Raw genomic sequence first — 11,480 nt, forward strand, 5'->3', positions numbered from 1 at the left:
GAATTAAAAAAATCGTGATTTTGTTCAAAAAGAGGTGATTTTTTCTTCGCTCTTCTCTATAATCCTGCGACCTACCGTTACTGCGGGCCTCTAACGACGAGTAAAATCACGTTATGCCAAGAGTTTTCCAACACTCGAAGGGGTGATGAATGGTAACTCTTAGACAGTGGGAATACGCGAGTATTCCTTAAGTGTAAATTTTTTAAATAGGTAATTATTAGCATGAAAACTTTCGTTGCTAAACCAGAAACTGTAAAACGCGACTGGTACGTTGTAGACGCTGAAGGCAAAACTCTTGGCCGTCTAGCAAGTGAAATCGCTTCTCGCCTACGCGGCAAGCACAAAGCAGAATACACTCCTCACGTAGACACTGGTGATTACATCATCGTTGTTAACGCTGAGAAAGTTGCTGTAACTGGTAACAAAGCTAAGGGTAAGGTTTACTACCGTCACTCTGAGTTCCCAGGTGGTCTTAAAACTATCACTTTTGAAAAGCTAATTGCTAAGAAACCAGAAATGGTTCTAGAACTAGCAGTTAAAGGTATGCTTCCACGTGGTCCTCTAGGCCGCGCGATGTACCGTAAGCTTAAAGTGTACGCTGGTACTGAGCACAACCATGTTGCTCAACAGCCACAAGTACTAGACATCTAAGGGGATTATGAAAATGGCAGAGAATCAATACTACGGCACTGGTCGTCGCAAAAGCTCAGCAGCTCGTGTTTTCATCAAACCAGGCTCTGGTGAGATCGTAATCAACAAGCGTAGCCTTGATGTTTACTTCGGTCGTCCAACTTCTCGTATGGTTGTTAAGCAACCTCTTGAGCTAGTTGAACTAACTGAGAAACTTGACCTTTACATCACTGTTTCTGGTGGTGGTATTTCTGGTCAAGCTGGCGCAATCCGCCACGGCATCACTCGCGCTCTTATGGAGTACGATGAAACTCTACGTCCTGCTCTACGTGCAGCTGGCTACGTTACTCGTGACGCTCGTTGCGTTGAACGTAAGAAAGTTGGTCTACGTAAAGCACGTCGTAAACCTCAATTCTCTAAGCGTTAATTTTTCTTTACGAAAAAGTACACGCTCTCAGTTTTATTACTGGAATTGCGGTTCAAAGCTCGGCTATATGCCGAGCTTTTTGTTTTTATCCCCCCCTGCTAACTACGCTCTCCTCCTCGTTTTATTGCTAAATTCTTATGTTTTGAACGCTTTTGTTAACCAGTGTGCGCTTTGCCTCATGATTGTTACAAAAAAGTAGCTTTATCTTGTCAAAAAGTAGGGTTTTATTTATCATTTGCCGTTAATAAATAGAACTAAATACATATTTTGTTAGCCATGCTCTTTGTGCGGAATGATTTTCATTCATAGGGAGCAAGTGGGAGAATGTTTGGATGAGCAACGCGCCTTTAAATAACGGTCGCAGGCGTTTCTTGACTGCAACAACAGCTGTTGTTGGTGGTTTAGGAGCAGCCGCTGTCGCCGTGCCTTTTATTAAATCATGGAATCCGAGTGCTAAGGCGAAAGCTGCAGGAGCTCCGGTGGAAGTGGAAGTCAGTAAGCTAGAACCGGGACAAATGGTTCGTGTCGAATGGCAAGGCAAACCTGTCTGGGTTGTACGCCGAGCTGAGTCGGTACTCGAAAACTTAAAAGCGATCGGTGGTCAACTTCGAGACCCTCAATCTGAAGCAGAACAACAACCTGAATACGCTCAAAATGTATTCCGTTCGATTAAACCGGAGTTTTTCGTTGCGGTTGGTTTTTGTACGCATTTAGGTTGTTCTCCAACTTATTTGCCAGATTCTTTTGCAGAACAAGTTCAGGGGGTTAAGTCTGGTTTCTTCTGTCCTTGCCATGGTTCAAAGTTCGATATGGCAGGTCGAGTCTTCCAAGGCGTACCCGCTCCATTGAATCTTGTTGTGCCGAAGCATATGTATTTGAGTGACACTAAGATCATGATAGGTGTCGACGAGGGAGACGCGTAATGCAAGGATTGCTTGACTGGGTAGAGAAACGTCTACCTGTAATGAATGCTTATAAAAAGCACTTATCTGAATACCCAATGCCTAAGAACTTCAATTTTTGGTACCTTTTCGGTTCTTTGGCAATGTTGGTATTGGTTAATCAAATTCTCACCGGTATTTGGTTGACGATGAACTACGTGCCGTCTGGTGAAGGTGCTTTTGCTTCAGTTGAATACATCATGCGTGATGTGGAGTACGGTTGGTTACTGCGTTATATGCACTCGACGGGGGCTTCGGCATTCTTTGTCGTTATCTACTTGCATATGTTCCGTGGTCTAATCTACGGCTCTTACCAAAAGCCTCGTGAGCTACTTTGGATCTTCGGTATGTTGATCTTTTTGGTACTGATGGCTGAGGCGTTCATGGGGTACTTATTACCATGGGGACAAATGTCTTACTGGGGTGCTCAGGTTATCATATCTCTATTTGGTGCGATTCCTGTTATTGGTGATGACCTAACACTTTGGATCCGTGGTGATTACATCATCTCTGGTGCAACGTTGAACCGTTTCTTCGCATTGCATGTGATTGCTCTACCAATCGTACTGTTATTGCTTATTGTACTTCACGTACTTGCGCTACATGAGGTGGGTTCGAACAACCCTGACGGCATCGAAACCAAACTGCCAAAGGGGGCAATGGGCGACGACTATAAAACTCAGTTCCCATTCCACAAGGATTACACGAAGAAATACGACATCATCGACTCCATTCCTTTCCATCCATACGGAACGGTGAAAGATATGGTCGGTGTTGCGGGTTTTCTATTCTTATTCTGTTATGTGCTGTTCTTTAACCCTGAGATGGGGGGTTACTTCCTCGAGCCACCTAACTTTGAAGCAGCAAACCCACTGAAAACACCTGAGCATATTGCTCCTGTATGGTACTTCACTCCGTTCTACGCGATCCTTCGTGCGGTTCCGGACAAGCTATTAGGGGTGGTTGCAATGGGGGCATCTATTGTTGTCCTATTCCTACTGCCATGGTTCGATCGCTGTAAAGTGCGCTCTTATCGTTATCGTAGTAAGTTGCATTTGATTAATATCATCCAGTTTACCATAAGCTTTATTGCGCTTGGTGTACTTGGCGCGCTTCCTGCAACGCCAACGTATACGCTACTCGCTCAGATTTTTAGCTTAGGTTACTTCATGTTCTTCGTTCTGTTGTGGTTCTACAGCAAAAATGAAGCGACGAAACCATTACCAGAAAGGGTGACATTCAAATGAAAAAGTGGATTGTAATTTTATTTGCTATGTTGCCGTCGTTGGTGATGGCGGCGGGTGCAAACGTGCCATTAGATAAGGCGAACAATGATTTAACAGATAAAGCTTCATTACAAAATGGTGCCAAGCTGTTCATGAACTACTGTTTTGCTTGTCACTCAACACAGTATCAACGCTATGAACGTGTCGCGAATGACTTGGAGATTCCAGTCGATCTGATGAAAGAAAATCTGATTTTCGATCCTGAAGCGAAAATTGGCAGCTTAATGGTCAATGCCATGCCTGCTGACCAAGCAGCGAGCTGGTTTGGTGCTCCACCACCAGATCTCACCTTGGTTGCTCGTGTTCGTGGCGCCGATTGGCTATACACATACCTTCGTACTTTCTATGAAGATCCGTCTCGTCCATTCGGTGTGAACAACATTGTTTTCCCTAGCGTTGGTATGCCGCATGTTCTTGAAGAGCTGCAAGGTATCCCTAAGCCGATTTACGATACGCATATCGTCGATGGCGAGGAAGTGACGGTTGTTGTTGGCACTGAGACTGACGGCTCTGGCGAATTAAGTGCTGGTGAATACGACGAAGCGGTTCGTGACCTTGTTAACTTTTTGGTTTACTCGGGTGACCCTGTACAACTTGAACGTCATGCGATGGGTTGGTGGGTTATGGCTTTCTTAGTGATTTTTTCTATTGTTGTGATTTTACTGAAGAAAGAGTATTGGCGTGATGTGCACTAATTGTGCTATAATGCCTCGCTAATTTCCAAATTATGTTAATGTTCAATGGAGGCTTTTAGGCCTCCATTGTTTTTATTTAAAGTGTACTGGAGGGCTCCATGGCTGTAGCTGCCAATAAACGTTCTGTGATGACTCTTTTCTCAAGTGCCTCTGATATGTATAGCCATCAGGTGCGCATTGTTCTTGCTGAAAAAGGCGTAAGTGTTGAAGTTGAGTTGGTGGATGAAAAAAATCTACCAGCAGAGCTTATTGAATTGAACCCGTACAAATCAGTACCGACTCTTATTGATCGTGAGCTTGCTCTGTATGACTCAAAGATCATTATGGAATACCTAGATGAGCGTTTTCCTCATCCACCATTGATGCCTGTTTACCCGGTTGCTCGTGGCAACAGTCGTCTTATGATGTACCGCATTGAGCGCAACTGGTATTCCGTTGCAGAGAAAATTGTTAAAGGTAATGCGGAAGAATCAGAAGCCGCTCGCGTGAAACTGCGCAACGACCTACTGACTCTTGCTCCTATCTTTGCTGAGTATGAATACTTCATGAGCGAAGAATTTAGCCTAATTGACTGTTACCTAGCACCGCTATTATGGCGTCTACCTGAGCTTGGTATTGAGCTGATTGGCCCTGGTTCTAAAGAGCTTAAGGTTTACATGAGCCGTGTTTTCGAACGTGATTCATTCCTCGCTTCTCTAACGGAAGCTGAGCGTGAGATGCGACTGGTTCGCTAAGCGTGATGGATATTTCAAATATGACTCCACGCCGACCATACATGCTTCGCGCATTTTATGAATGGCTGGTTGATAATGAATTAACTCCTCACCTGGTTGTTGAAGCAACATTACCGGGTGTGCGAGTTCCAGAAGAGTTTGTTCAAGATGGTCAGATTATTCTGAATATCGCGCCTCGTGCGGTTGGACAGCTTGAACTGGGCAACGAAGCGGTAACGTTCAGTGCTCGCTTTAGCGGTCGTCCACACTCGGTGATCGTTCCGCTCTATGCTGTACAAGCGATTTATGCTCGTGAGAATGGTGCGGGTACCATGTTTGAACCTGAAGAGGCATACATGGCGACGTTTGAAGAAGGGATTGAAGAAAGTCCTTTTGAAAAAACAGAAAAGGGCCCATCACTGAGCGTAGCGACGGCTGACGTAGATGCTGAAGAGTCTGACTCAGATCCCGAGCCGCCTCGTCCAGCAAAAGGTCGCCCAAGCCTTCGTGTTATCAAATAGCATTGGCGATAATAACAATGAAACAAAAAAGCAGTGAATCTTCACTGCTTTTTTTTTGTTTTTTTAAGCGCTTTTGCCAGTGCTATTGTTCTTTTAGCTGCGTTATTGGTTTTCAGAAACGTTTTCTTCACCGTATTCGAAGGCGCGTATTACCTGTTTTACTCCCGAGATGTTGCGTGCAATATCAGTCGCAATGTCAGCGTGTTTTCGCGAAACCAATCCAAGCAGAAAGACTTCTGAATCTTCAGTGATGACTTTCACCTTAATACCGTTGAGTTCAGCATTGGCGAGTAAAGCCGATTTTACCTTAGTGGTCGTCCAACTGTCTTTACTTATCGCGCTCACAGACAGTGGCTCTTTTACTCTAATTTGATTGTGGATGTTTTTCACACCAGCAACTTCTTTTGCTTGGCTTTCGAATGCACGACGCTCTGAGTCAGTGGTTGCTTGTCCCATCAATACGACCGAACCTCGGTAAGAGCTAGCTGTGGCACGAACCCTACCACGGTATGGTTGTTTGTTCGTTATCGCTGCAACTTCAAATTCGATATTGTTATCGTTCCATATCTCTTTGGTGGTTCGTGTGTCAGTGACTAAGTTCGCTGTGGTTGCTGCACCAGCAATGAAAATACCTGCACATCCAGAAAGGGACCAAGTAAGGAGTAAAGCACAGATCAGTTTAAACAGCCTTGTCGAGGTGAGTGGTTGCATTGTGATGCTCCGTATATCAGTCTTCGTGAGCAGGGAAGAGTACTTGATCGATTAAGTCACATAGACAGTGTAATGTCACCATGTGTACTTCATGAATGCGCGCTGTACGGTGTGAAGGAATGCGAATTTCTACATCGTGTTCTCCAAGCAAGCCGGCCATTTCCCCACCATCTTTACCCGTAAAGGCAATGATGGTCATGTCACGAGTTACCGCAGCTTCCATCGCTTTGATGATGTTCTTGCTGTTACCACTTGTAGAGATCGCCAACAAAATATCACCGGCTTGACCGAATGCACGTACTTGTTTAGAGAAGATTTCGTCATAGTGGTAGTCGTTGGCAACGGCCGTTAGCGTGGTGTTATCGGCCATCAGGGCCATTGCTGGAAGGCTAGGGCGTTCGGTTTCAAAGCGGTTGAGCAAGCACGATACAAATTGTTGAGCATTTGATGCCGAACCACCATTGCCACAACAAAGGATTTTGTTTCCGTTGAGCAAGGTCGCCACCATGGCTTGTGCCGCATGTGTGATGGCGTCTGGCAGTGCTTCCGCTGCCGCAATTTGTATTTGAATACTTTCTGTAAAACTTTCTTTAATGCTGTCTAGCATGTTTATCCTTGGGTAATCGCGTTTTGAATCCAGTCGATATGGTCATTCGGCCCTTCAATGGCAACGATATCAAACCTGAAGTCTGTGGAGTGCACCGACAAGCCTTGCTGCATCAGCCATACATGGGCGGTTTTGAGCAGCCGCTGTGACTTCTTTACTGTTACCATTTCAGCGGCATGTCCGTAGCGGGTTTGCTTTCGGTACTTTACCTCAGCAAACACAACGGTGTTGTTATGGCGCATTATAAGATCAATTTCGCCACATTTAGCTATGAAGTTTTCTTGAATTAACGATAAACCGTGACTCACTAAATAGTTTTTAGCCACGGTCTCGTATTGATCACCCACTTGTTTGTGGGTGATCGTCGGTTTAGATAAGAGCTTACGGCTAAAAAGCCCCATGCTCTGCCCAGCTGATTTCGCGTTGTACAACGCAATTGTTATCTATGGTTAATATGCCCGTTTCTCCAGGAATACTGAAACCTTGTACGGCTTTCATTTGGGGTAATGCATCCATGAGGTAGTATGCATCCATTCCCAATGCCTGCAAACGTTTTTGGCCGTTTGAATAGGCCGGCCATAGCTCGTCGAGCTCTTTGTTCAGTTTGTTCTTATTGTCGATGAGTAGTGGGATGTCACTGTAGAAGACACCAGTTAAATCTTCATACTGTTTATCCCCGCTGTTACTGCGTGAATTTGAGAAGAGTGCTGGTTGGCGAGCATCTGGGTTAATTGCTACTTCAATAAAAGGTTTGATTAACGTTAGCTCTGAGTTTTTCGCCACAATGTAGACCGAATCGATATCACGACGGCTGCGTGGCTCCGTTTCTAGATCCAAGTTCAGTAATTTGTCCATTTGGGCAATACGTTGTTGGCTTTCTTGCAAACCGAATACTTGATTGACATTACGTTGCAGTTGGCGTTTGTCAGAGAAAAAACTTACGGTGACATCGTTATTGCTGTATTTTTTCCACTCTTCTTTAAACGCTTGCTCCACTCGTTCTCCTAGGTGTCCTTTTGGCGCTAGGATAAGTGGGTATTTATAGCCTTGAGCAAAAAGGTGTTTCGCGGCTTGAGCAACTTCTTGTTCTGGTGACAGAGTGAGATAACAGATATTACTGTTTGGTTCCAACTCCTCAGGAATGTTAAGTGCTAAGGCTGGAATTGAATGTTCTTGGTCTTTCTGTGCTTGTTGCAGCTTGGTGATGTTGCTCTTTATCAATGGGCCAACAATAAAATCCACGTTATTTTTTTCCAGTGCCGCTTCAATTTCAGCGGTACTTTGCACGTTAGTATCCAAAACGGTCAGCGTCGCATCTTCTTCACGCTCTTTGTCATTCATCATCGCAAAGATGAAACCATCACGAACAAGCTGTGCTTGTCTGCCATATTTTCCGGTCAACGGCAATAATAGGGCGGTGTTGGTTGGTTTTCTGATATCTAACGCTAAAATGTCAGTGATCGCCTGAGGTGTGTATGTCGCCGCTGGGTGATGAGGATTCTCTGCTAACCAGTCAGACAGTGTTTTCTGGAGATCGGGAAGACTCGAATTTAGTGTTTTCATATAGACAGCCAGTTGCAACCAACCCGCTAAAACATCTTCTTCAGGGGATGTTTTGAGTTCTAAAATCTCATACTGAGAGTAGTTGTTCAGGTTCTGCCAAATACGGTCGGCCGCTTGCTGTTGAGCTTTGTCGTCATCGGTGATGAATTCTGAATAAAGCACGAGCTCACGACTTGCTTCAAAATATTGACTTAGCATCTCTAAAATGTTGGCGCGCAGTTCGTGATAATCTTTCCACTGTTCGTTAGGAAGTTTCCACCAAGGCTGAAAGTTCAGTTGGCTGTAAGCTTGCTCCGGTTGAGAGTTGTTCACAAGTAGCCGTGCTCGGGCAAGTTGCCACTCGGCTTGTTGAACGTCGCTCAGTGCCTGTTTTGCTAAGCGCTTGATAAGCAGAGTGGCTTGATCGGTTTTTCCTGCTTGCACAGAGGCTTTAAGTGCCATGATCAGCCAGTCATTTTGCAGGCTTCCTTTGCTGCTATCCGCTTGCATCATGTAACTTTCAGTGGATTGCGCTGGATCAAGTGTAATATCAACACGCGTCGGTGCTTGAGGGCCTGAAGAACAAGCCGCCAATGTAATTGCTAATGCAATTGGAGTGAGTAAGCGTGGTACACTGAGTCTCTTATGGTTCATCGTTGCCATGAGTTCTTTAAATTCCGTATCAATTTGTATCTATATTAATCGTTGAAGTGATGGTAAACAAATGACAGATAACAAAACCTTGCTCACTGAGAGCCCAACGCTCTATATTGTGCCAACCCCCATTGGAAATTTGGGAGATATCACTCAAAGAGCAATTGAAATCTTATCAAGTGTCGATGTTATTGCAGCCGAAGACACACGCCACACGGGTAAGCTGCTGGCTCACTTCAATATATCAACCAGGACATTTGCTTTACATGATCATAATGAACAAAATAAAGCGCAAGTTCTAGTTGAAAGGTTATTAGAAGGTCAGTCTATCGCATTAGTCTCTGATGCGGGTACTCCTTTAATCAGTGACCCAGGTTACCATCTTGTATCACAATGTCGTCAAGCGGGTGTGAGAGTTGTGCCACTTCCAGGTGCTTGTGCTGTGATTACCGCCTTAAGTGCTTCTGGTTTGCCTTCCGATCGTTTCAGCTTTGAAGGCTTCTTACCGCCAAAGAGCAAAGGTCGTAAAGATAAATTCTTGGAGATAGCAAAGGCCGAGCGCACCTGTATTTTCTATGAATCACCGCACCGAATTTCTGATTCCCTACTGGATATGTTAGAGATTCTAGGCCCTGATCGTGAGGTTGTGCTAGCCCGTGAGCTGACGAAGACATTCGAAACCATTCAAGGGTTGCCTTTGGGGGAGCTTATTGAGTGGATTGAAGAAGATTCGAATCGTAAGCGTGGCGAGATGGTGTTATTGATTCATGGTCACCGAGAAGAAGCGACCACAGAACTGCCAGACGAAGCGACTCGCACGCTCGGCATACTAACCAAAGAGCTACCCCTTAAAAAAGCGGCAGCAATGACAGCAGAAATCTATAATCTGAAAAAGAACGCCCTCTATAAGTGGGGGTTAGAACACTTAGAGAACTAATGCTCCTTTCGTAAATTATGAGTTCAGATACAGATAAATGAGTCATTAAGCTTAAGCTACCCTCTTTTATCTGTGTCTCTTCTCTCATTCCTCCTCGTTGGCTTTTCTGCTCAAAACCTCATCAGTTAACCATCGGTGTGCAGCATATTTGTGATCTCGCTAGACACTGCACGCTAATCTCTATACAATCCGCCCTCGGAGTTGAACGGGTAATCGCTGCTTTGCTGATGTCCTTCGGGAGACTGACGTTGAGGTCCTTCGGGAAACTGACGTTGAAGTCCTTCGGGAGACTGGTAGAGGGGAGGAACGTCCGGGCTCCATAGAGCAGGGTGCCAGATAACGTCTGGGGGGCGCGAGCCCACGACAAGTGCAGCAGAGAGAAGACCGCCGATGGCCTCATTTCTTCGGAAGGGGCACAGGTAAGGCTGAAAGGGTGCGGTAAGAGCGCACCGTGCGACTGGCAACAGTTCGTAGCGAGGTAAACTCCACCCGGAGCAAGATCAAATAGGCCCTCACATTGCGTTGCTCGCGTATGGGGGCGGGTAGATTGCTTGAGCCTGTGAGCGATTGCAGGCCTAGACGAATGGTTACCGCCGCGCAAGCGGAACAGAACCCGGCGTATGTGTCAACTCCACCTATATAAAGAACCCATCATTACTTAACGGTAGTGATGGGTTTTTTGCTTTATATTGACGTAAATGATGGTGATTGCCTTAGAATCTTTCACTCTAATCTGAGTTTGGAGAAAAATTCCTCTAGCCTATACATAATATGGTGGAGATACCGTGTGAAATCAGTACACTAAAACGTTAATAAATGAATTATTGCCGAACTATTGGCTCAATCCACTCACTGAGAAGACTATGACAGAAGCATTCAAACATATTTCAGTATTGCTTAACGAATCTATTGACGGACTTGCGATCAAATCTGACGGTACCTACATTGATGGTACTTTTGGCCGCGGTGGTCATAGCCGTACAATCCTGTCTAAACTGGGCGAGAATGGACGACTTTTTAGTATCGACCGCGATCCACAAGCGATAGCGGAAGCACAGAAAATTGATGATCCGCGTTTTACGATTATTCACGGTCCATTCTCTGGTATGGCTGAATATGCAGAGCGGTATGACTTAGTGGGCAAAGTGGATGGTGTTTTGCTGGATCTAGGCGTCTCTTCACCACAACTGGATGATGCCGAGCGTGGTTTTAGCTTTATGAAAGATGGCCCGCTAGACATGCGTATGGATCCAACTGCAGGAATCCCCGTTTCCCAGTGGTTAGATGAAGCGGATCTGGATGACATTACATGGGTGATCCGTGAGTTCGGTGAAGATAAACACGCTCGTCGCATCGCGAAAGGCATCATTGCTTATCAAGAGAATGAAGAGAACGAACCTCTGACACGTACGGGTCAGTTGGCGAAGCTGATTTCGGATGTTGCTCCGAAAAGCTTTAAAGAGAAAAAGCACCCAGCAACTCGTGCATTCCAAGCGTTCCGTATCTATATAAACAGTGAACTTGAAGAGATTGATACCGCATTGAAAGGTGCAGCAAGCATTCTTGCACCTGAAGGTCGCCTGTCGGTTATCAGCTTCCACTCACTGGAAGACCGCATGGTGAAGCGTTTTATTCGTAAAGAGAGCCAAGGCCCACAGGTACCACATGGCCTGCCATTAACAGAAGAGCAGATCAAGGCACTAGGCAGTGCTGATCTTAAGCCTGTAGGTAAAGCGATCAAACCATCGAAAGGCGAAGTGGATGAGAATACTCGTTCACGTAGCTCAGTATTACGAATCGCAGAAAAGTTATAGTC

Annotated in this window: 13 protein-coding genes and 1 other RNA gene; 10 read left to right on the forward strand and 4 right to left on the reverse strand. The window is 45.3% G+C overall.

The features are described from left to right. Window positions 1–222: 222 nt before the first annotated feature. From rplM to sspB, 7 genes are all read left to right on the forward strand, one after another. Complete coding sequence (gene rplM, locus OCU36_RS02140) at window positions 223–651, forward strand: 50S ribosomal protein L13 (protein WP_010434689.1); 429 nt, start codon at window positions 223–225, stop codon at window positions 649–651. 13 nt (window positions 652–664) lie between these two features. Continuing rightward, window positions 665–1,057 (forward strand): 30S ribosomal protein S9, encoded by a 393-nt coding sequence (gene rpsI / locus OCU36_RS02145; RefSeq protein ID WP_004740758.1) that lies wholly within the window; start codon window positions 665–667, stop codon window positions 1,055–1,057. Between the two features lie 332 nt (window positions 1,058–1,389). Next, window positions 1,390–1,980, forward strand: a complete 591-nt coding sequence (gene petA, locus OCU36_RS02150) for a ubiquinol-cytochrome c reductase iron-sulfur subunit (RefSeq protein WP_261838837.1) — start codon at window positions 1,390–1,392, stop codon at window positions 1,978–1,980. Further along, a complete protein-coding gene (locus OCU36_RS02155) occupies window positions 1,980–3,245 on the forward strand; it encodes a cytochrome b (protein ID WP_261838838.1) in 1,266 nt (421 codons plus the stop codon). Before petA ends, OCU36_RS02155 begins: the two co-directional genes overlap by 1 nt. After that, window positions 3,242–3,979, forward strand: a complete 738-nt coding sequence (locus OCU36_RS02160) for a cytochrome c1 (protein WP_261838839.1) — start codon at window positions 3,242–3,244, stop codon at window positions 3,977–3,979. Before OCU36_RS02155 ends, OCU36_RS02160 begins: the two co-directional genes overlap by 4 nt. 98 nt (window positions 3,980–4,077) lie before the next feature. Continuing rightward, window positions 4,078–4,713, forward strand: a complete 636-nt coding sequence (gene sspA / locus OCU36_RS02165) for a stringent starvation protein SspA (protein WP_261838840.1) — start codon at window positions 4,078–4,080, stop codon at window positions 4,711–4,713. 5 nt (window positions 4,714–4,718) lie between these two features. Beyond that, entirely contained in the window at window positions 4,719–5,213 is a 495-nt protein-coding gene (sspB, locus tag OCU36_RS02170) for a ClpXP protease specificity-enhancing factor (protein WP_261838841.1), read from the forward strand. Between the two features lie 102 nt (window positions 5,214–5,315). Here sspB and OCU36_RS02175 read toward each other — a convergent pair whose 3' ends face one another. From OCU36_RS02175 to OCU36_RS02190, 4 genes are read right to left on the reverse strand one after another with little or no spacing between them, the layout of a single operon-like run. After that, window positions 5,316–5,924 (reverse strand): BON domain-containing protein, encoded by a 609-nt coding sequence (locus OCU36_RS02175; protein WP_261838842.1) that lies wholly within the window; start codon window positions 5,922–5,924, stop codon window positions 5,316–5,318. 16 nt (window positions 5,925–5,940) lie between these two features. Continuing rightward, complete coding sequence (locus OCU36_RS02180) at window positions 5,941–6,531, reverse strand: phosphoheptose isomerase (protein WP_261838843.1); 591 nt, start codon at window positions 6,529–6,531, stop codon at window positions 5,941–5,943. 2 nt (window positions 6,532–6,533) lie between these two features. Then, window positions 6,534–6,932 (reverse strand): YraN family protein, encoded by a 399-nt coding sequence (locus OCU36_RS02185; RefSeq protein WP_261838844.1) that lies wholly within the window; start codon window positions 6,930–6,932, stop codon window positions 6,534–6,536. Then, window positions 6,919–8,736, reverse strand: a complete 1,818-nt coding sequence (locus tag OCU36_RS02190; protein WP_261838845.1) for a penicillin-binding protein activator — start codon at window positions 8,734–8,736, stop codon at window positions 6,919–6,921. The genes OCU36_RS02185 and OCU36_RS02190 overlap by 14 nt, the downstream gene beginning before the upstream one ends. 61 nt (window positions 8,737–8,797) lie before the next feature. Between OCU36_RS02190 and rsmI the strand changes: the two genes are divergently transcribed. From rsmI to rsmH, 3 genes are all read left to right on the forward strand, one after another. Then, a complete protein-coding gene (gene rsmI / locus OCU36_RS02195) occupies window positions 8,798–9,664 on the forward strand; it encodes a 16S rRNA (cytidine(1402)-2'-O)-methyltransferase (RefSeq protein ID WP_261838846.1) in 867 nt (288 codons plus the stop codon). Window positions 9,665–9,861: 197 nt separating this feature from the next. Next, window positions 9,862–10,301, forward strand: an RNA gene (gene rnpB, locus OCU36_RS02200) — RNase P RNA component class A. A 226-nt stretch (window positions 10,302–10,527) separates the two neighbouring features. Beyond that, window positions 10,528–11,478, forward strand: coding sequence for a 16S rRNA (cytosine(1402)-N(4))-methyltransferase RsmH (gene rsmH / locus OCU36_RS02205; RefSeq protein ID WP_261838847.1), 951 nt, complete (start codon window positions 10,528–10,530; stop codon window positions 11,476–11,478). The last annotated feature ends 2 nt before the right edge of the window (window positions 11,479–11,480 follow it).

The organism is Vibrio artabrorum (assembly GCF_024347295.1).
Classification (GTDB): domain Bacteria; phylum Pseudomonadota; class Gammaproteobacteria; order Enterobacterales; family Vibrionaceae; genus Vibrio; species Vibrio artabrorum.

Coding starts and splice junctions, on each gene's coding strand:
- rsmI (WP_261838846.1), top strand. CDS start 8,798: ATGACAGATAACAAAACCTTGCTCACTGAGAGCCCAACGCTCTATATT.
- rsmH (WP_261838847.1), top strand. CDS start 10,528: ATGACAGAAGCATTCAAACATATTTCAGTATTGCTTAACGAATCTATT.
- sspB (WP_261838841.1), top strand. CDS start 4,719: ATGGATATTTCAAATATGACTCCACGCCGACCATACATGCTTCGCGCA.
- OCU36_RS02190 (WP_261838845.1), bottom strand. CDS start 8,736: ATGGCAACGATGAACCATAAGAGACTCAGTGTACCACGCTTACTCACT.
- OCU36_RS02155 (WP_261838838.1), top strand. CDS start 1,980: ATGCAAGGATTGCTTGACTGGGTAGAGAAACGTCTACCTGTAATGAAT.
- rplM (WP_010434689.1), top strand. CDS start 223: ATGAAAACTTTCGTTGCTAAACCAGAAACTGTAAAACGCGACTGGTAC.
- rpsI (WP_004740758.1), top strand. CDS start 665: ATGGCAGAGAATCAATACTACGGCACTGGTCGTCGCAAAAGCTCAGCA.
- petA (WP_261838837.1), top strand. CDS start 1,390: ATGAGCAACGCGCCTTTAAATAACGGTCGCAGGCGTTTCTTGACTGCA.
- OCU36_RS02175 (WP_261838842.1), bottom strand. CDS start 5,924: ATGCAACCACTCACCTCGACAAGGCTGTTTAAACTGATCTGTGCTTTA.
- OCU36_RS02185 (WP_261838844.1), bottom strand. CDS start 6,932: ATGGGGCTTTTTAGCCGTAAGCTCTTATCTAAACCGACGATCACCCAC.
- sspA (WP_261838840.1), top strand. CDS start 4,078: ATGGCTGTAGCTGCCAATAAACGTTCTGTGATGACTCTTTTCTCAAGT.
- OCU36_RS02180 (WP_261838843.1), bottom strand. CDS start 6,531: ATGCTAGACAGCATTAAAGAAAGTTTTACAGAAAGTATTCAAATACAA.
- OCU36_RS02160 (WP_261838839.1), top strand. CDS start 3,242: ATGAAAAAGTGGATTGTAATTTTATTTGCTATGTTGCCGTCGTTGGTG.